Origin of the sequence: Flavobacterium sp. (genome assembly GCF_035292545.1) — a bacterium.
GTDB lineage: Bacteria > Bacteroidota > Bacteroidia > Flavobacteriales > Flavobacteriaceae > Flavobacterium.
In genome coordinates this window covers 1-20,684 of sequence record NZ_DATDPV010000046.1, presented here as the reverse complement: position 1 = coordinate 20,684, position 20,684 = coordinate 1, and the positions used below count along the sequence as shown (strand labels likewise).

Below are 20,684 nucleotides of genomic sequence, written 5' to 3'. Positions count from 1 at the left end.
ATCAATACTGATCGATTAAATATTTAATTAAATCGGTGGTGGTCACAATCCCGACCAACAGATTTCCTTCGCAAACAGGCAAGGCATGGAATTCTCTGGTTGACAGAATTTCTGCCGTTTCTTTAATTGTAGTTTCGGGACTTACGGTAACTAATTTTTTCGCCATAACCTGCTCAACTGTAAACATATTATAAACCGTAGTGTCCACTATTTCTGAGTCATCATCAACGGCGTCTACAAAAGAAATCCTTAACAAATCGGTATAACTCAACATTCCTAAAACTATATTTCCGTCTACTACAGGAATATGCCTTATTTTATTTTGTTTAAAAAGCAATTCGGCTCTTGTTAAATCATCAGCTATATTTAATTTAATTACATTTTTGGACATAATGGCTGATACTGGTTCGCTATGTTTCATAACTTTTAGTTTTAGATTACACTCAAAGTTATTCGATAATAAAAAACAAAAACATGATGTTTATCAGTAAATCTGATTAAATATATTTATTATTTTCAAATCCTAAATCTTGATTTGATATTTATGCCTTGAGCTGACCAAAAGCAGAATTAATAGATTACCCAGAATCTTTTTAAATTCAAATCAATACTGGTCGATTAAATATTTGATTAAATCAGTGGTGGTAACAATCCCGACTAACAGATTTCCTTCGCAAACTGGCAAGGCATGGAACTCTCTTGTAGACAGAATTTGTGCGGTTTCTTTAATTGTGGTTTCGGGACTTACGGTAACTAATTTTTTTGCCATAACCTGCTCAACAGTAAATAAATTATAAACTGTAGTATCTACGTCTTCGTCATCATCATCGACTGCATCCACAAAACTAATTCGAAGTAAATCGGTATAACTCAACATCCCTAAAATCACATTCCCATCAACTACCGGAATATGTCTTATTTTATGTTTTTTGAAAAGAGTTTCGGCCTTTGTTAAGTCATCTGACAGATTAAGCTTAATCACATTCTTAGACATGATTGAAGCAATGGGGACATGTTGTTTCATGATCGTAATCTTTTGAACGTAAGCAACTTACGTATTGTAAAATTACAAAAAAAATTGTTCTAAAATCGTAACAAACCAATTATTTATCATTATAATTAATCATTAGCCGTACTTTCTCAAAAAGTTCAGGAAATTCTTTCTTGAAAATCTGAGGCGTTTCGAAGAAATGTTCTAAAACTACAGCCAAAAATTCCATTTGATTAGTGTAGGCGTAAATCCTGAAATAATTCGATGCCACGAGATGGTTTAGAATATTGGGCTGGACCAGATATTCTTTTATTTTGACATAGGTATCCGAAAATACTATGCTACTTTGATCGTTACACTTTAATCCATGAAAATGTAAAGCATGCGCAAATTCGTGCAACCCGAGATTTAGATTGTCTTTTTCAAATTGAAAACCTTGCTGAAAATCTTCCCATGAAAAAACCAAGGCTTTCATTCTAGGATTAAATTCCCCTTTCTGATATTCTTGATTGACTGTTGAAAAATAGGGTTTTGGATAAATAATGATTTTATCAAAAACATCAATCAGATAGAAACGCATTCCAAAAGTCAGCATCACAGAAGTTGCAGAAACCAGCACCAAAATTTGATCTGTAATCACCAAATCATCCTTTCCGATAAATTGATACTTATTAATAAATGAAGCCATCCGATGCTCAAAAAATCGCTTCCTTTTATCAGATAATTTCCGATAGAAAATGAATTCCTGTTCTAGAATATATCTTTGTGATTGTGTAAGTTTTCTTGGAAACGGATAACAGTGTACATAAAGCGGTTTATTAAAAATAAACACATACAAAGGTTCAATAATAATATTGAAAGATCCAACGACAACAAATAAACCAAATAATGCTAAAAATAAAATTTGAAATATATTCATCTTTTATAAATTAAAAAAAACTGTTTGAATCAATTCTGAAAAGTAATGTTTTTAAAATAAAAAACGCAAAACCATAAAAGTAAACTTTGCGGTTTTGCGTTTTTCAATAATAATTGTGACCTCGGAGGGGTTCGAACCCCCAACCCTCAGAGCCGAAATCTGATATTCTATCCAGTTGAACTACGAGGCCATTTTTATCGATTGTTAGATTTTTTTGATTATTCGAATTATCAAAAAATCTAACAATCGAACTATCTATATTTATACTAAAAGTTTCTTAACGATGGTAGAAATGGTTTTCCCTTCAGCAGTTCCTGCTAATTGTGCCGAAGCCAATCCCATTACTTTTCCCATGGAAGCAATTCCTGACGCTCCGGTTTCTGCAATGATCTTAGCAATAACTGCTTCTACTTCTTCTTCGCTTAATTGAGCTGGAAGGAACTTTTCGATTACGGCGATTTGTGCCAATTCAGGTTCAGCAAGATCGGGACGATTTTGTTCGGTAAAAATTTTCGCGCTGTCTTTTCGCATTTTTACCAGTTTTTGCAATAACTTAATTTCTTCGTCTTCTGATATTTCTTCTTTAGCTCCTGAGGATGTTTGCGCCAATAATATTTCAGATTTTATGGCACGCAATGCTTCTAAGGCAACGGTATCTTTGGCTCTCATGGCTGTTTTAATATCTTCCATGATTTGTGTTGATAAACTCATATTCTTTGTTTATTTGGTTATTCGTTTTAGAATTCCTAAAACTTATAAATATTAAAATGATTTGTCTTATAGCCCCGATCGGAGCGGCATCCTTTTTTATACCTGACAGGTATAAAAAAGATATAGCGGACAGCGGGAAAATGATTTATAAAAAAGCACTTACTTTTCGCTCCAAAAAAAATTTAAAATATTTACTGCGAAGGTAAAAAAAATAACCCGAAAATCACATTGATTATTCGGGTTAAAAAGGGTTTTTTTTGGTTTTTGATTAATCTACATTGTCATGCAAAAAAGAGTTGTTTGATCGCAATTGAATATCGTTATTACTATCCATTCCCAATGAAATACGGGAATTCAAGTTGTTTGTCTGTGTGTTTGAAATGTCAATTCCGGATCTTTTGTAGGCTGGCTCTTTCTCGAACTCTTCTACTCTTGATGGATTATTATGGAATTTATAATTGAAATCTTTCAGTTTTCTTCTTCTTTCGTCAGCTCTGAATTTCAAGGTTTCTTCGATTGACATGTCTACCGGAGAAATTGCTTCGAAGCTGGTATTGAAGTTTGAATCCAAATCTACCTGCTTCATTGTTATTTTTAACTCTTCGGCAATTTGTTCCACTTTCGCAGCTACTGGTTTTGATTCCAATAAATCGTTCTCTTTCTCCATATATTCTTCCAAAGAATATTTGATGATTCCACTTTCATTTAACTCGGTCATTGGAATTACCTGAACCGGCTGATTTACTATGATTTCTTTGGTTTCTTCAGTTAATTCAAAAAGAATTTGCTCCGCTTTTGGCGTTTCAACTTCCACTTTTTTAATCGGTAAATCGAAAGAAAACGTGATTTGTTCTTCTTCATAAGCTACGAATTCCGGCTCACGAACTTCAATTTCTTTTACTTCCGGAGTCGTAAAATAAAAATCCTGATCCTGAGTTGGCGAAACGATTTCGAAAGTCACCTCGATATTCTTGATGAATTCCGATGTTGGCACCATTTCAATTTCGAAAGTTGGCTCAACCACAACCGCAGCTTCGATCACTTTATCTTCCATTAAATCGTAAATAATTTTGGCTTCAGTTGGAGAAATTTCTTTCTCAATCGCCAAAAAATCGAATGAAGGTATTGTTTTGTTTTTTGATAAATCCTGAACCAATTGTTGATCTCCATCCAAAGTATGAATGATTTTCTTAGGCTCGGTATTTACAATTTCATTTTGTTGTTCGACATTGAATCCAGTAGCAATAATAGTTACCGCTACAGCATCTCCAAGCGATTCGTCTTCACCAACACCCATAATAATATTGGCGCTGTGACCTGCTTCGGCTTGAATATGGTCATTGATTTCACCGATTTCATCAATCGTAATTTCATTGGTTCCAGAAACGATAAGCAACAATACGTTTTTGGCACCTGATATTTTGTTGTCATTTAACAAAGGAGAATCCAATGCCGAAACGATAGCTTCTTTAGCACGATTTTCCCCGCTAGCCGTCGCAGACCCCATAATGGCAGTTCCGCTGTTTGACAATACGGTTTTGGCATCTTTTAAATCGATATTTTGTGTATAGTGATGCGTAATTACTTCGGCAATACCACGAGAGGCGGTGGCCAAAACTTCATCCGCTTTAGAGAAACCGGCTTTGAAACCAAGATTCCCGTAAACTTCTCTTAATTTATTGTTGTTGATAACAATTAAGGAATCGACTTGTTTTCTTAATTTCTCAACACCTAATAATGCTTGTTCCTGACGCACTTTCCCTTCGAATTGGAAAGGAATGGTTACGATTCCGACAGTCAGAATATCTCTTTCTTTGGCTAATTGTGCAATTACCGGCGCAGCACCTGTTCCGGTTCCTCCACCCATTCCTGCGGTGATAAAAACCATTTTGGTGTTGCTGTCCAACATTTTTTCGATGTCTGCAATGCTTTCAATTGCAGATTGTTGACCTACTTCCGGGTTAGCACCAGCGCCAAGACCTTCAGTCAAATTAACTCCTAATTGAATTTTATTAGGCACCGGGCTGCTTTGCAAAGCTTGTGAATCGGTATTACAAACGATAAAATCCACACCTTTAATCCCTTGTTTAAACATGTGGTTGATTGCGTTGCTTCCGCCTCCGCCTACACCTATAACTTTAATTACATTTGATTGGTTTTTTGGTAAATCAAATGAAATACTTCCAAATTCTGAGTTGCTCATCATAATATTTGGTTTTTGAATTCTTGTTTAGTACTAATTTTTTTTACTTCTTTTGACTTGGGACAAAAGGAGAACAGATAACATTTTTATTATTGATAATACTATTCGGCGTTATCTAAAAAATCTTTAATCTTATCTACATATTTATCAAAAAATGATCTTCTGATTTTTGTTTCTGTAGATTCTTCATGCTGCATTTTTTCTTCGGCTTCTACGGGAATCTCAACTGGAGACTCAGGAGCCTGAACAATCGGCGCTCTGTAAACGGGAACTTTTTCAGGTTCCTGGATATAGAATTTCACGGCACTTTGTGTTTTATTTTCGATGCTGTTCATTACCAATCCAACTGCGGTGGCATATAATGGACTTGAAATTTCTTCATCAGAATTCCCAGCCAAATGTTCGTTTGGATAACCAATTCTGGTATCCATACCTGTGATATATTCTACCAATTGTTTGATGTGGTTCAATTGTGCTCCACCTCCGGTAAGGACGATTCCTGCAATTAATTTCCTGCGCGGATCATCATGTCCGTATGCTTTTATTTCTGTAAAAACCTGCTCGATAATTTCCACCACACGGGCGTGAATTATTTTAGACAAGTTCTTTAACGAAATCTCTTTCGGTTCCCTTCCTCTTAAACCTGGAATAGAAACAATTTCGTTGTCTTTATTTTCTCCTGGCCAAGCCGATCCGAATTTTACTTTTAATAACTCCGCTTGCTTTTCAATGATAGAACAACCTTCTTTAATATCATCGGTAATTACGTTTCCTCCGAAAGGAATAACGGCAGTATGACGAATGATTCCATCTTTGAAAATAGCCAAATCCGTTGTTCCTCCACCAATATCAATCAAGGCCACACCGGCTTCTTTTTCTTCCTGGCTTAAAACCGCATCAGCTGAAGCTAAAGGTTCTAAGGTCAATCCCGATAATTCAATTCCGGAACTTTGGATGCATCTTCCCACATTTCTGATGGATGAAGCCTGGCCCACCACTACGTGAAAACTGGATTCTAATCTACCGCCACACATTCCGATTGGTTCTTTAATCTCCGATTGCCCGTCGATTTTGAATTCTTGTGGCAAAACGTGGATGATTTCTTCACCTGGAAGCATCGCTAATTTATGCACCTGATTGATTAACAAGTCAATATCTTTATCGCCGATTACTTCTTCCGCATTACTTCTGCTGATGTAATCGCTGTGTTGAATACTGCGTATGTGCTGTCCTGCAATACCTACCACTACGTCTTTTATTTTGTAACCTGAATTATTTTCCGCTTCCTGAACCGCTTGCTGAATCGATTGGATCGTTTGGGTAATATTATCAACCACACCTCTTTTTACGCCAAGGCTTTTGGATTTTCCAATTCCCAAAATCTCTAGCTTCCCATACTCATTTTTCCTGCCAATCATGGCAACAATCTTGGTTGTCCCAATGTCTAAACCTACTGCAATGTTCTCTTTTTCCATAACCTCCTTTTATTTTGTGCACACTACCTGCTGCGTAAACTTCAGATTTATTTTTTTGTAATGATATAACGAACTATCTAAAACTGCTTTTTGAAAAAACGCTTTATAATTGTTGAATTTCTTCTCCATATTTATCGTTTTGCCAAAATCGATTTCATAATTAAAATTCCTGTTCATCATTTTTAAGCTCCCATTTGGCAAAATCTGTATGCCAATAATGTTTTTTTTCAAAAATGCATCGTCAAAAATAAAGCGCAATAATTCGTTTAAATCTTTGCTGTTTTTATCATTTATTTCCCCTGAAACCAGCGGAACTCTTGCCGTAAAATTATCCGAAAGCGGCATTTTATTCCCTTGATAATCATAATAAAAAGACCCGTTTTCACCAAAAACCCTTGCTATTGGTGTCTTTTGTTTTACTACAACTTTTAGGACACCATCAATACTGACAAACACCTGAGATTTTTCAATCATATGGTGGTTGTCGATGGATTTTTCCAGCTTATTCAAATCTAATTTATCTTTTCTTATGGTTTGCGCCTTTTGATTATTTTCTATTAACAATTTATTAACCGTTTCATGGGTTACAAAAAGGTTGTCATCCCCAAGAAAAACCACGGCCGATTTGGTCAATTTTCTATCTGAATTTCGCTTAGAAGTGAAAGAAAATAGAAAAATAACTACTGAAAACATCAGTACTAATCTTACGTTTATCCAAATATTTGTCCAATTAAACTTTCTCATTTAATGCTTTTTTAATTGGTTTGACAAATTCTCCAATATCACCTGCTCCGATGGTCACAATTATTTTGGCATCACTTTGCAAAATTGTCGGAATTAAATCCGATTTAGAAACCAATTTTTTATGATTATTGGTCATTTTATCCATCAACCAAGCTGATGTAATTCCTTCCATTGGCAATTCGCGTGCAGGATAAATATCCAATAAAATCACTTCATCAAAAGCAGAAAGACTTTTAGCGAAATCATCCGCAAAATCTTTTGTTCTGCTGAACAAATGCGGCTGAAAAATAGCCAGCACTTTTTGGTTCGGATACAATTCAGTAACCGCCTGATGCACTGCATTTATTTCGGTTGGATGATGTGCATAATCATCAATATAAACTAAATTTTCTTCTTTTATCTGATAAGAAAATCGTCTTTTTATTCCTTTGAAGGATAATAAAGCTTTAGCAATCGCCTGGGTTGGGGTGCCAAAAGTTTTTGCCATTGCCAAAGCCATTAATGCATTCATTAAATTATGTTTGCCAGGTAGTGCAAATTGTAAATTTTGAATCGTTTCCGTTGGCGTTTGCACATCAAAAACATATTGACTGTTTTCTATTCTGACATTAAAAGCTTTGAAATTTGCGTCTTCATTTACCGCAACGGTAATTCCTTCCAATGGTAAATCTTTGGTTATAAAAAGCTTGCTCTTATCTTCTACTTTATTTGCAAATTCAACAAACGAAGCTTCAATAGCGGCGCTGTCTCCGTAAATATCCAAATGATCGGCATCCATTGAAGTGATGCAAGCAATATTGGGATGCAAATGCAGGAACGAACGGTCGAATTCATCTGCTTCAACAACGGTAATCGTTTTTCCGTTTCCTATTAAATTCGAATTATAATTTTCGACAATTCCGCCTAGGAAAGAAGTTACATCTGCTCCACTTTCGTATAAAATATGTCCTAAAATACTTGAAGTTGTTGTTTTTCCGTGTGTCCCGGCAACTGCAAAACAGAAGGTATCTTTGGTAATGATTCCTAAAACTTCGGCTCTTTTCTTTACTACAAAGGCTCTTTCCAGAAAATAATTCCATTCGGAATGATGGATTGGAACCGCCGGCGTAATAATCACCAAGGTGTTTTCAGTATAAAAATCGGATGGAATTAAATCGATATTATCTTCGAAATGAATCGAGATTCCGATGCTTTGCAATTCTTTTGTAAGTTCGGTTTCGGTTTTATCATAACCAGATACGTTTTTTCCGATGGCTTTGAAATAACGCGCTAAAGCACTCATTCCGATTCCTCCGATTCCTATAAAATAGACGTTATGTATTTGGTTTAGATTCATTTTATTTTTAAATATTGAATATTAAATGATTGAAAAGATTATTATTTACTAATCAGCTTTACAATTTCATCTACTATATCTTTTGTTGCATTAACTTTTGCTAATTTTTTGATATTTTCGGATAACTCTTTTTGCAAATTTTCATTTGACAATAAATTGTTGAAAACGATATTGAATTGTGTATCCAATTCATTTTCTTTAATCATTAACGCGCCATTTTTTTCAACAATGGCTAATGCATTTTTGGTTTGATGGTCTTCGCTGACATTTGGAGATGGAATAAAAATCACTGGTTTTCCAACCACACATAATTCCGAAACCGATGAAGCGCCAGCACGCGAAATCACGATATCTGCCGCAGCATAAACCAAATCCATCCGGTCTATAAACGATAAAACCTGAATATTTTCGTTATCGCTAAAATGTTTGTATTCTTCAAAATACAACTTACCGCACTGCCAAATCACTTGTACATTTTGAGCTGAGAATGCTAAAATTTCTTTTGCAATCAATTGGTTTATTCTTCTTGCCCCAAGGCTTCCGCCGAGAACCAAGAGTGTTTTTTTATTGGCATCCAAATTAAAATATTTGAGAGCTTCTGCTCTTTTGCTTTTAATATCAATTAAATCCTGACGTATTGGATTTCCGGTCAGAATCATTTTCCCTTTCGGAAAAAAACGTTCCAGATTTTCGTAAGCCACGCAAATTTTATTGGCTCTTTTGCTCAATAATTTATTGGTAATTCCCGGAAAGGAATTTTGTTCCTGAATTACTGTCGGGATTCCGGCAATTGCCGCTACCTGCAATAAGGGTCCACTTGCGAAACCACCTGTTCCAATAACTACATCGGGTTTAAAATCACTGATTATGGTTCTTGACTTCAATAAACTGCTTAATAATTTTATTGGAAAAAGCGTATTATCAAAAGTCAGTCTTCGTTGTAAACCGGCAATCCAAAGTCCAATTATTTTATAACCGGCCTGAGGCACTTTTTGCATTTCCATTTTGTCTTTTGCACCAACAAAAAGAAATTCAGCATCGGGAAAACGAGATTTCAATTCATTGGCAATAGCGATTGCCGGGTAGATATGTCCACCGGTTCCGCCGCCGCTTAATATGAATTTTAACTTTTTCATTTTCTATTTATTTAAAACCGCATTCATCGGATTAGCAGCTTTATCTTCTATTGAATAATCATTAGCTAACGCATAATCTTCGTTGAAAGCATCTTCTTCTTCTAATTGCTTATCTATTAATTTTTGAAGCGCATCTGCTCTTCGTTCTTTATTTTTTAATTCTTCTGCAATTTCCTCGTCTTTCTTGGTTACCCCGATAATGATTCCAAGCGAAACACAAGTCATCCAGATGGAACTTCCTCCGCTACTGATTAACGGCAAGGTCTGTCCAGTTACCGGCAATAATTCGACGGCAACCGCCATATTAATCAGCGCCTGAAAAATCATTGGAAATCCTAACCCCACAACCAGTAATTTTCCGAAAAGTGAATTGGTTTTATGTGCTGCAACGATAAATCTAAAGAACAGCAATAAATACAATCCAAGAACCAGTAAGCCACCAATTAATCCATATTCTTCGACAATTATCGCGAAAATAAAATCGGAAGACGATTGAGGTAACAAGTTTTTCTGTACACTTTTACCCGGTCCTAAACCGTAAACACCACCGGATGCAATGGCAATTTTCGCTTGTTCTATTTGATAAATATCTTCATCAGGCTTATCGGTGGTGAAATTTTCAATTCTATTGGTCCAGGTTCCGACTCTGCTAAAAAAGCGAGAATCCGGAAATGACTTGGCCACCAAAATAAAAAACATTAGAAACACGACTCCGGTTCCAATAACAAAACCTATATATTTCAACGGGTATTTCCCAACAAAAGCCAACATGACAACCATAGCAAAAATCAGTGCAGTAGTGGAGAAATTCGCAGGAAGAATAAGCATCAAAGTGACAAAAACCGGCGCCCAAAGTTCCCACAGGGAAGATTTGAAAGTCATTGGTACATCATTCTTTTTGGATAAATATCTCGCCACAAAAACCATTAAAACTACAAAAGCGAACGTTGATGTTTGAAATGTAATTCCAATAAACGGCACTTTTATCCAACGACTGGCATTCGCACCGGCAATAACCGTTCCTTTTATCAATGTAAAAGCCAATAAAATCCAAACAATTGGCAAAGCAAATTTGGAAATCCCTCTAAAATAATGATATGGCACTTTATGAACCGCATAAATAATTATAAAACCCATAAAAATATGAGCCAAATGGGTAAACAAGAAACTGATTGTGTTCCCGGTTCCATGGTTCATATAGGCCAAATTACTACTTGCACTAAAAACAGGCATAAACGAAAACAAGGCTAATAAAGCCACGAATGACCATATTCCTTTGTCTCCTTTTAGTTTACTGATTAGTTCTTTCATCTGGAATTTTTGGGTTTACTTTTTAAAGTTTATTTATAAATTTTGGACTGCATTTTTAAACTGTTTTCCTCTGTCTTCGTAGTTTTCGAATAAATCGAAACTGGCACAAGCTGGAGACAATAAAACGGTGTCACCTTTTTCTGTTAATCGCTGCGCCATTTTTACGGCATCATTCATATTGGTCACTTCAATCATTACGTCAACTACGTTACCGAAAGCATCAATTATTTTTTTATTATCGACACCAAGACAGATAATCGCTTTCACTTTTTCGCGAACCATGGGCATCAGTTCCGAATAGTCATTTCCTTTATCTACACCACCTACAATCCAAACTGTTGGTGTGTTCATGCTGTCTAAAGCAAAATAAGTAGCATTTACATTGGTCGCTTTAGAATCGTTAATATATTGGACGTTTTGAATTTTCAAGACTTTTTCCAAACGATGCTCCACCCCTTGAAAATTAGACAAACTTTCGCGAATGGTCGCTTTACGAATTTGCATCAATTTTGCTACAGAGGTTGCCGCCATTGCATTTTTCAAATTGTGTTTACCTTCTAATGCGATGTGTTCTGTTTCCATTACAAATTCTTCGTCGTTGATCTTGATCTCCATATTGTTGTCTTTTATAAATGCTCCTTGTTCAAAAGTTTTTGTCAATGAAAAAGGAATTAGTTGGGCTTTAGTTTTATTGTTTTTGAACCATTCTGCAATCGCCTGGTCATCAGCGTCATAAATGAGAAAATCTTCCTCAGTTTGGTTCATTGTCACTCTGAATTTCGATTCAATATAATTTTCAAATTTATAATCGTATCTGTCCAAATGATCCGGGCTTATGTTGGTAATAATGGCAATGTGTGGTTTGTAATTTATGATTCCGTCTAATTGAAAACTGCTTAACTCCAACACATAGCAATCAAATTTATCTTCGGCAACCTGCCAGGCAAAACTCTTTCCGATATTTCCTCCAAGACCTACATTGACACCAGCTGATTTTAACAAATGATACGTCAGCATTGTCGTTGTCGTTTTCCCGTTACTGCCTGTAATTCCGATTGTTTTTGCTTTTGTAAAAGGGGCTGCAAATTCAATTTCAGAAATTACCGGAATATTGTTTTTAATAAGTTTTTTGATAATCGGCGATTTATCAGGAATTCCGGGACTTTTCATAACCACATCGGCATTCAAAATCTTTTTTTCCGTATGGGCTTCTTCTTCCCATTTGATACCATTTATATTAAGAACTTCCTTATAATTTTCTTTTATTTTCCCGAAATCGGATACAAAAACTTCATATCCTTGCTTTTTTCCGAGAATTGCGGTTCCAACTCCGCTTTCGCCTCCACCTAAAATTACTAATCTCATACTATCTTAATTTTAGTGTGACAATGGATAAAATGGCCAATAAAATTCCAACAATCCAAAAACGGGTTACAATCTTACTTTCATGATAGCCTTTCTTTTGATAATGATGGTGCAAAGGTGACATGAGAAAAATTCTTTGTCCTTCTCCAAAGCGTTTTTTGGTATATTTAAAATAACTGACTTGTAAAACCACCGATAAATTTTCGGCCAGAAAGATTCCGCATAATAATGGAATCAATAATTCTTTTCTAACAGAAATGGCCAGAACCGCGATGATACCACCAATAGTTAAACTTCCCGTATCGCCCATAAAAACAGATGCCGGATAGGAATTATACCAAAGAAATCCGACCAAGGCTCCGACAAATGCCGCAATAAAAACCGTCATTTCACCCGAATTGGGGATATACATAATATCCAAATAACTAGAAAAAATAATATTCCCTGAAACGAAAGTAAAAATCCCGAGTGCGAGTACTGAAATAGCCGAAGTTCCTGCTGCCAATCCATCGATACCATCCGTTAAATTCGCTCCGTTTGAAACCGCCGTAATAATAAAAATAACTACCGGAATAAAAATTAACCAAGCCCATTTTTCATAACCATCACCCATCCATGCTAATAATTCGGCATAATTAAATTCGTTATTTTTAAGAAATGGAATTGTTGTAGCAGTCGATTTCTCTTCAATAGGCACCTCATTGATTACATTTTCAGTTTGATTGATCATAATACTGCCCTTAAGTGTATCCTGTCTAACCGTAACTCCCGGATGTATATACAAAACAGAACCTACAATTATCCCTAAACCAACTTGTCCGATAACTTTGAAAATACCTTTAAGTCCTGCTTTATCTTTTTTGAAAATTTTAATATAATCATCAACAAAACCAATGGTTCCCATCCAAAGTGTGGTAACTATTAATAAAATGATATAAATATTATTCAGTTTTGTAAACAACAGCACCGGAATTAAAGTGGCAATGATGATGATTAAACCACCCATTGTTGGCGTTCCCGCTTTTTGCGTTTGACCTTGAAGACCTAATTCCCTAACCGTCTCACCTACTTGCTGGTTTCTAAGAAAGTTGATGATTTTCTTACCAAAAATAGTAGAGATCAACAATGACAATAAAAAAGCCAATGCGGATCTAAAAGTGATATACTGAAAAACTCCAGCACCTGGCATGTTTAGTGTTTTGTCTAAATATTCAAATAAATAATACAGCATATATTTCTATTTTTGGAGTTGATCTAAAATTTCTGTAACGATTTTCATATCGTCAAAATCATGGCGAACACCTTGAATTTCCTGATAAGTTTCATGTCCTTTTCCTGCAATTAGGATAATATCATTAGGCTGGGCCAATTGGCAGGCAGTTTTTATCGCTTGTTTTCTATCGGTAATTGCCACCGTTTTTTTATAATTATGAGCTTCCACGCCTTGTTCCATTTCGGCAATAATCGTTTCCGGATTTTCTGTTCTTGGATTATCCGAAGTCAAAATCACCTTATCGCTTAATGTTGTCGCAATGTTTGCCATTATGGGACGCTTGGTTTTATCTCTATCGCCACCACAACCAACAACGGTAATCAATTGTTCGTTCTTGGTTCGGATATCATTGATGGTTTTCAATACATTTTCCAATGCATCCGGTGTGTGTGCATAATCAACAATTACGGTGACATTTCCTTTAGAAACAATAAATTGAAACCTTCCGGAAACACTTTCTAATTCTGATAATAATCGCAAGACTTCAAAACTGTCTAATCCTAATTCAACCGCAGTTCCATAAATCGCCAACAAATTATAAGCGTTAAACGTGCCTATTAATCGAACCCAAACTTCGTTATCATTAATTTTCAACAGCAATCCTGATAATTGATTTTCGAGAATCTGTGCTTTATAATTGGCATAGGATTTTAAGGCATATGTCAATTTTCTGGCTTGGGTATTTTGCAACATCACCTGGCCGTTTTTATCATCGACATTGGATAATGCAAAAGCCGTTTTTGGCAAATTGTCAAAAAACGATTTCTTTACATCTCTGTATTCCGCAAAAGTGGCATGATAGTCCAAATGGTCATGAGACAAATTCGTAAAAACGCCACCTGCAAAATGCAAAGCTTCCGTTCTTTTTTGATGAATTCCGTGCGAACTCACTTCCATAAAACAATAGTCAACTCCTGCATCATTCATCTCTTTTAGATACTGATTGATGGTAATGGAATCCGGTGTAGTATGCGTGGCCTTATATTCTTTATCGTCCACCAAAATTTTAACCGTAGAAAGCAAACCTACTTTGAAACCCGCTTTTTTAAACAATTGATATAATAAAGAAGCAATGGTTGTTTTTCCATTGGTTCCTGTAATTCCTACTAATTTTAAGTTCTGAGAAGGATTTCCAAAATAATTCGCAGCCATAAAAGCCATCGCTTTATTGGTGTCTTTCACCTGAACATAAGTTATTCCGCTAACAATTACTTCCGGAAAAGTATCGCAAACAACTGCAATTGCACCGTTGTTGATTGCTTTTTCAATAAACTCGTGACCATCGGAAACGGAACCTCGAATGGCTACAAAAACATCATTCTTAGAAATTTTTCTAGAATCGAAATCCATTTTATCGATAGCAATATCCGTCGGTCCTTTTACGGCTTCGATGGCTACTTTGTATAATATGTCTTTTAAAATAATCACGATAATTCCAGTGTTATGGTTGTGTTTTTATTTAAACTTTCTCCCGGTTGAAGCGATTGTGTTTTTACTTTTCCCACCCCAATTACTTTGACTTTTATTTTGAGATTTCCCAATAATGCTACAGCATCCATTCCTGACATGCCTTTTACATTTGGAACAACATGATGTTTTTGTTGGGATTTGGTATAATAATCGGAATAGTTTTTTTCTTGTTTACGATTCTTTTTATCCAAATTTTTAATCTCATTCATTGATGGCGCATCGGTGAAAATCTTTTGCGCAATTCTTTTGAAAACCGGTCCCGCAACATCGGCTCCGTAATAATTATTCTTGGATGTATTCGGTTCATGAACTACTACAATACAAGAATATTTAGGCGTGTCAGCAGGAAAATAACCCACAAATGAAGAAATATAATGTTTCTCAGAACCTCCTTTTGTAGCATAATTTGCTTGAGCTGTTCCTGTTTTTCCGGCCATCGAAAAATCTTTCGAATATAGTTTTGAACCCGTACCTCTTTTAACTGCGTTTTCCAGAACAGCTTTCAATTTCAGGATGGTTTCTTCTGAACACACTTTAGGGTTGATCACTTCTTTATTGTATTTTTTAATGGTTCTGTTCCATGCTTTAATTTCTGAAACAAACTGAGGCTTTACCATTTCTCCATTATTTGCAACTGCATTATAATAGGTCAATGTTTGTAAAGGTGTGATAGAAACTCCATATCCAAAAGCCATCCACGGCAGTGAAATATTCGACCAGTCTTTATCTGTTGGTTGTGGTACACGTGGTTTTCCTTCTCCTTCAAATTGCAATCCCAAACGATTATTTAATCCGTATGAATTCAAATGATTTACAAATTTTGATGGATCATTTTTATAATTCTCATAAACGGCCTGAACCATAATGGTATTAGACGAAACTTCAAAACCCCTTGCCAATGAAATTTTTCCATATCCGCCTTCGTGAGAATCGCGGACTTTTTTCCCTGAATAGGTAATTACGCCACCTTTACTGTCAAAAACAGCACTGGTATCGACTTTTTTGTCATCAAGAAGTGCCATTAAATCGGCTAATTTGTAGGTAGAACCCGGTTCATGTGATTCAGCTACAGCATAATTTGTGGTTTCATAATAAGAACCATTAGCATGTCTTCCTAAATTTGAAATGGCTTTTACCTGGCCTGTTTTGGTTTCCATTACTACAACACAACCATGATCGGCTTCAAAAAGCTCTAATTGCTTCAACAAAGCATGATGGGCAATATCCTGGATGTAAACATCTATAGTCGAAATAATGTCGTAACCATCTTGCGGCTCGACTTCATTGACATCTCTAATCGGTTTCCATTGTCCTTTGGCAATTTTTTGTTTGAGTATTTTTCCGTCTTTTCCGTTTAAATATTTTCTAAAAGCCCATTCGATGCCTTTTCCGTCAGGATTTCCGTTGGGTGTAATTCTTTCATAACCAATCGTTCTTTCGGCAATTTCGCCAATTGGATGTTCGCGAATGGTTCTTTGATCTGTAATAATTCCACCTTTATAAGCGCCCAGATTGAATAATGGAAAACTCTTAATTCGCATATATTCGGTAAAACTCAAATCACGTGCAATCAAATAATACCTGTTTTTATTCGCTCTTGCTTTTCTTAATTCCGATTGAAAATAGCTGCTTGGTTTTCCTAATAAAACAGCTAATGAATCGGCTAATGGTTTTACATTTTTCTGAAAAGCTTCCGATTTTGGTGTCACTGCATCGAATCGAATGTTGTAATTCGGGATTGAGGTGGCCAATAAACTTCCGTCGGCTGAATAAATATTTCCTTTATTGGCAGGAATTACAAAATTCCTTACGGTTCTTTCTTTTGCTAATTTTCTATAATAGTTTCCTTCAACCCACTGGATATTGGTGAGTTTAACGGTAATTGCGATTGCCATTATAAAAACAGCAACTGCAACCAGATAAATTCTGTACGTAATATGTTTATCTTCTACTACCATACTTTTTTAAGGAAACTTTTTTCTTCTGTTTTTTTTACTTTTATTTTTGTTGGAGGAACTGATGACGGGAAAATTCCTTTTTCTTCCATTTTAGCGGAAACTGTCGATTCCATTTTTAATTTCATTAATTCCGAACGCCTGTCTACAAATTCGGAGCGTAATTCTTTTACTTCGTTTGTTAAAGCAATAATTTTAAACACTTTTTGGTCGAAATGATTGTTGTTTCCAATCATTATAATAGCAAGAAGAATCAGAAAAATGATGAATCGCCAGTTTTTTGTGGCATTTGCTTCTTCATTAATCAGAAATCTGGCTTTTAATATGCTGTAAACTCCATTTTTCATCTTTATCTCTTTTCGGCTATTCTCAATTTCGCGCTACGGGCTCTGTTATTAATCTTGATTTCCTGAAAATCAGGAACAATTAATTTCCCGATGGTTTTGAATGGAACGGAGAAGTTTCCAAAGAAATCTTTCTCTGGCTCTCCTTCAAACATGCCGTTTTTCATAAATCTTTTTACCAATCGGTCTTCCAAAGAGTGATACGAAATCACGCTTAATCTTCCGCCCGGCTTCAAAATCTCTAAGGATTGTTCTAAAAACTCTTTCAAAACATCCATTTCCTGATTTACTTCAATTCGGATGGCCTGATACATTTGGGCCAAAATCTTATGGCTTTTATGCGCCGGCAAAAAACGCCCTAAAACCGTTTTCAATTGCTCGGTGTTTCTTATCGGACTTTCTTCTCTAGCCTCTAAAATCACTCTTGCAATAGCCGGAGCGTTTTTTAATTCGCCATAGTCCAAAAACACGCGTCGCAAATTGGCTTCATCGTATTCATTTACGACTCTGTAAGCGTTCAAATCATTTTTCTGACTCATTCTCATATCCAATTCGGCATCAAAACGAGTTGAAAATCCTCTTTCAGCCACATCGAACTGATGCGATGAAACGCCTAAATCGGCCAGAATTCCATCGACACTTTTTATATTATGAAAACGCAAAAAACGTTTTATGAACCTGAAATTTTCATTAATCAAAATGAACCTTTCGTCCGGAATAGTATTTGCCAAAGCATCTTCATCCTGGTCGAATGCAAAGAGTCTTCCGTTTGGTCCCAGTCGGCTCAAAATTTCCCTTGAATGTCCGCCACCACCGAAAGTCACATCAACATAAATACCGTCAGGCTTGATATTTAAGCCGTCAACTGATTCTTTTAATAAAACCGGATTATGATATTCCATTGTCATTGTCATTTATGTTTCCCATTACCTCTTCTGCTAAATCCGCAAAATCTACATCTTCACCGGAAATCGATTTTTCATATAAATCCTTATCCCAAATTTCTACAATATTCACTGCCGAGGACAACACCAAATCTTTCGAAATAGATGCAAATCCCACTAAATCTTTAGGAACTAATAATCTCCCCAAATTGTCAATTTCAACCACTTTTACACCAGCCGTAAATCGTCGGATGAAGTCGTTATTTTTTTTACTAAATCGGTTGAGTTTATTGATTTTCTCCATCATCAAATTCCATTCTGCCATCGGATATAACTCCAGACAAGGCTGAAAAACAGAACGTTTCAAGACGAAACCGTCCTGAAGAGAAGCCGTCAATTGCTTTTTTAAAGGCGCTGGCAAAAGCAGCCTTCCTTTAGCATCGACTTTACATTCATATGTTCCAACTATTGTATTCAAAGAATTGTTATTTGAAATGGTTTTGACAAAAATATAAAAAATATTACCACTTTTTACCACAATATACCACTTTGTTGATAAGTTTTACCACTTACCCAAGTAAACAAGCAATTAACAAGTTTTTTAGCATAAGAGCTTATTTGACAAATTGTTAAGAAATATTCAATAATCGAAAACTATGGTTATAAAAAGGGTTAAGATTTAATATAATTTTGCGTTTTTTACAATTATAAAGCTTGAAAAAAGAAATTAAATATTGAGAATTAAATAATTAGGCATTTGTTTAGAAATGACTTCATAAAAATTCTCCAAAAATTCATTTTAAGCTATAAAATCTTATATTTGTGGAAATTTGAAATGCCAAAAAAAGACAATGGATCACAATTTAAAAAAAGAAGGAAAATATACTTATTTTGAAGCTGGAGAAGGAACGCCAATTATAATACTACACGGCTTAATGGGCGGGTTGAGTAACTTTGAAGCTGTCGCAGATTATTTTTCTGAAAAAGGATACAAAGTTGTTATTCCAGAACTACCTATTTATACGCAAAACATTCTAAAAACCAACGTAAAGGCTTTTGCCAAATACGTGAAAGACTTTATTACTTACAAAGGTTTTGACCGGGTGATTCTACTTGGGAACTCCCTTGGAGGACACATTGCTTTGTATCATGCTAAAATGTATCCGGAAAAAATGCTGGGATTAGTCATTACCGGAAGTTCCGGCTTGTATGAAAGCGCTATGGGTGACAGTTACCCAAGACGCGGAGATTATGAATACATTAAGCAAAAAGCCGAGTCTGTTTTTTATGATCCGAAAACAGCCACAAAAGAAATGATTGACGAAGTATTCAGCATGGCGAATGACAGAATTAAACTGATCAAAACGTTAACCATTGCTAAAAGCGCCATTCGTCATAATATGGCTAAGGATTTACCAAAAATGCACGTCCCAACTTGTATCATTTGGGGGAAAAATGACAATGTAACGCCTCCTGATGTTGCTGAAGAATTCCATAAATTATTACCAAATTCCTCTTTATATTGGATTGACAAATGCGGTCATGCCGCCATGATGGAACGTCCCGATGAATTTAACGATTTAATGTTCGAATGGTTAAAAGAAACCCATTTGTAACATTCTAAAACTATTTTTAACCACAACTTTTCCTGAATTTATTCCAGAAAAGTTGTGGTTCTTTTTTTTAACTACCTTTGCAAAAATTAATACCTGTTATGAAAATCAATACTGCCGAATTTATAATCAGCAATTCAGAAGTTGACAAATGCCCGAAAGATTTCCTGCCCGAATATGCATTTATAGGCCGTTCCAATGTTGGAAAGTCCTCGTTAATCAATATGTTGACCAACCATAAAAATTTGGCGAAAACTTCCGGAAGACCTGGAAAGACCCAGTTAATTAATCATTTTTTGATTAACAACAATTGGTTTTTGGTCGATTTACCAGGTTATGGTTATGCCAAAGTATCCAAGAAAACAAAATCTGTTTTTCAGCAATTCATTACCGATTATTTTGAAACCAGAGAACAACTCGTTTGTGCTTTTGTGCTGATAGATATTCGCCACGAAGCCCAGAACATTGACATTGAATTTATGTCGTATATGGGAGAAAGTGAAATTCCTTTTTGCATTGTTTTTACCAAAGCTGATAAAATAAGTAAAGTAAAAATCGATTCTCATATTGCGGCATACAAAAAACAAATGTTTGCAAACAATTGGGCCGAAATGCCACAATATTTCGTGACTTCAGCAACAGAATCAACTGGAAAATTGGAATTACTTACTTATATTGACGAAGTAAATCAAGAGGTTTTCAAAAATAATAATCAGTTTTAGAAAACACGTTTTTTAAATAAATAAGCAAATAAAAATCCCAAACTGAAATTGCAGTTTGGGATTTTTTATTTTAAAATTATTGGAGAATTACTTCTTCAAATCTAATTTTTCTGCAAAATAATCGCAGAAATCTTTCATCGTATCGGCCATTTTCTCGTCATCAGTAGCACGCTTAAATGTATCGGACATAGCCACTAAAGTTTGATGAAAGAAAATCTTCATTTCATCTACC

The 20,684-nt window shown here is 35.4% G+C and carries 19 protein-coding genes, 1 tRNA gene and 1 pseudogene; 2 read left to right on the top strand and 19 right to left on the bottom strand.

Annotated elements, in window-relative coordinates:
* Position 1 precedes the first annotated feature (1 nt).
* The 18 genes from VI621_RS07975 to mraZ all read right to left on the bottom strand — a co-directional run bounded on the left by VI621_RS07975 (position 2) and on the right by mraZ (position 18,595).
* Positions 2–421, bottom strand: a complete 420-nt coding sequence (locus tag VI621_RS07975; protein WP_324217851.1) for a CBS domain-containing protein — start codon at positions 419–421, stop codon at positions 2–4.
* A gap of 183 nt (positions 422–604) precedes the next feature.
* On the bottom strand, positions 605–1,024 hold the full coding sequence (locus VI621_RS07970; protein WP_324217850.1) for a CBS domain-containing protein: 420 nt from the start codon (positions 1,022–1,024) through the stop codon (positions 605–607).
* A 79-nt stretch (positions 1,025–1,103) separates the two neighbouring features.
* Positions 1,104–1,910: a zinc-dependent peptidase gene (locus VI621_RS07965; protein ID WP_324217849.1), complete on the bottom strand. Its 807-nt coding sequence runs from the start codon at positions 1,908–1,910 to the stop codon at positions 1,104–1,106.
* Between the two features lie 116 nt (positions 1,911–2,026).
* Positions 2,027–2,100, bottom strand: a tRNA-Arg gene (locus VI621_RS07960).
* Positions 2,101–2,171: 71 nt separating this feature from the next.
* On the bottom strand, positions 2,172–2,621 hold the full coding sequence (locus VI621_RS07955) for a GatB/YqeY domain-containing protein (RefSeq protein WP_324217848.1): 450 nt from the start codon (positions 2,619–2,621) through the stop codon (positions 2,172–2,174).
* Between the two features lie 268 nt (positions 2,622–2,889).
* Positions 2,890–4,827, bottom strand: coding sequence for a cell division protein FtsZ (gene ftsZ / locus VI621_RS07950; RefSeq protein ID WP_324217847.1), 1,938 nt, complete (start codon positions 4,825–4,827; stop codon positions 2,890–2,892).
* Positions 4,828–4,925: 98 nt separating this feature from the next.
* Positions 4,926–6,299 carry a cell division protein FtsA gene (ftsA, locus tag VI621_RS07945; RefSeq protein ID WP_324217846.1) on the bottom strand — a complete coding sequence of 458 codons (1,374 nt, stop codon included), beginning with the start codon at positions 6,297–6,299 and terminating at the stop codon, positions 4,926–4,928.
* Between the two features lie 9 nt (positions 6,300–6,308).
* On the bottom strand, positions 6,309–7,043 hold the full coding sequence (locus VI621_RS07940; protein WP_324217845.1) for a cell division protein FtsQ: 735 nt from the start codon (positions 7,041–7,043) through the stop codon (positions 6,309–6,311).
* Entirely contained in the window at positions 7,030–8,379 is a 1,350-nt protein-coding gene (gene murC, locus VI621_RS07935) for a UDP-N-acetylmuramate--L-alanine ligase (RefSeq protein WP_324217844.1), read from the bottom strand. Before murC ends, VI621_RS07940 begins: the two co-directional genes overlap by 14 nt.
* Positions 8,380–8,420: 41 nt before the next feature.
* On the bottom strand, positions 8,421–9,515 hold the full coding sequence (murG, locus tag VI621_RS07930) for an undecaprenyldiphospho-muramoylpentapeptide beta-N-acetylglucosaminyltransferase (protein ID WP_324217843.1): 1,095 nt from the start codon (positions 9,513–9,515) through the stop codon (positions 8,421–8,423).
* A gap of 3 nt (positions 9,516–9,518) precedes the next feature.
* Positions 9,519–10,826, bottom strand: coding sequence for an FtsW/RodA/SpoVE family cell cycle protein (locus tag VI621_RS07925; RefSeq protein WP_324217842.1), 1,308 nt, complete (start codon positions 10,824–10,826; stop codon positions 9,519–9,521).
* 33 nt (positions 10,827–10,859) lie between these two features.
* Positions 10,860–12,191 carry a UDP-N-acetylmuramoyl-L-alanine--D-glutamate ligase gene (murD, locus tag VI621_RS07920; protein ID WP_324217841.1) on the bottom strand — a complete coding sequence of 444 codons (1,332 nt, stop codon included), beginning with the start codon at positions 12,189–12,191 and terminating at the stop codon, positions 10,860–10,862.
* A 1-nt stretch (position 12,192) separates the two neighbouring features.
* Positions 12,193–13,422: a phospho-N-acetylmuramoyl-pentapeptide-transferase gene (mraY, locus tag VI621_RS07915; protein WP_324217840.1), complete on the bottom strand. Its 1,230-nt coding sequence runs from the start codon at positions 13,420–13,422 to the stop codon at positions 12,193–12,195.
* Between the two features lie 6 nt (positions 13,423–13,428).
* The gene (locus VI621_RS07910) at positions 13,429–14,892 is read right to left on the bottom strand and encodes a UDP-N-acetylmuramoyl-L-alanyl-D-glutamate--2,6-diaminopimelate ligase (RefSeq protein WP_324217839.1); all 1,464 of its coding nucleotides are present in this window, start codon (positions 14,890–14,892) and stop codon (positions 13,429–13,431) included.
* Positions 14,889–16,892 carry a penicillin-binding protein gene (locus VI621_RS07905; protein WP_324217838.1) on the bottom strand — a complete coding sequence of 668 codons (2,004 nt, stop codon included), beginning with the start codon at positions 16,890–16,892 and terminating at the stop codon, positions 14,889–14,891. The genes VI621_RS07910 and VI621_RS07905 overlap by 4 nt, the downstream gene beginning before the upstream one ends.
* Positions 16,886–17,236 carry an FtsL-like putative cell division protein gene (locus VI621_RS07900; RefSeq protein ID WP_324217837.1) on the bottom strand — a complete coding sequence of 117 codons (351 nt, stop codon included), beginning with the start codon at positions 17,234–17,236 and terminating at the stop codon, positions 16,886–16,888. Before VI621_RS07900 ends, VI621_RS07905 begins: the two co-directional genes overlap by 7 nt.
* 2 nt (positions 17,237–17,238) lie before the next feature.
* Positions 17,239–18,147, bottom strand: coding sequence for a 16S rRNA (cytosine(1402)-N(4))-methyltransferase RsmH (gene rsmH / locus VI621_RS07895; RefSeq protein ID WP_324217836.1), 909 nt, complete (start codon positions 18,145–18,147; stop codon positions 17,239–17,241).
* A complete protein-coding gene (gene mraZ / locus VI621_RS07890) occupies positions 18,122–18,595 on the bottom strand; it encodes a division/cell wall cluster transcriptional repressor MraZ (RefSeq protein WP_324217835.1) in 474 nt (157 codons plus the stop codon). The genes rsmH and mraZ overlap by 26 nt, the downstream gene beginning before the upstream one ends.
* A gap of 373 nt (positions 18,596–18,968) precedes the next feature.
* Here mraZ and VI621_RS07885 point away from each other — a divergent pair, with 373 nt between their 5' ends.
* Both VI621_RS07885 and yihA read left to right on the top strand, forming a co-directional pair.
* Positions 18,969–19,733, top strand: a complete 765-nt coding sequence (locus VI621_RS07885) for an alpha/beta hydrolase (protein ID WP_324217834.1) — start codon at positions 18,969–18,971, stop codon at positions 19,731–19,733.
* A gap of 98 nt (positions 19,734–19,831) precedes the next feature.
* Positions 19,832–20,452, top strand: a complete 621-nt coding sequence (gene yihA, locus VI621_RS07880; RefSeq protein ID WP_324217833.1) for a ribosome biogenesis GTP-binding protein YihA/YsxC — start codon at positions 19,832–19,834, stop codon at positions 20,450–20,452.
* 87 nt (positions 20,453–20,539) lie between these two features.
* Here the strand turns inward: yihA and VI621_RS07875 are convergent.
* Positions 20,540–20,684: pseudogene (locus tag VI621_RS07875) on the bottom strand (gliding motility protein GldC); the annotation flags it as partial.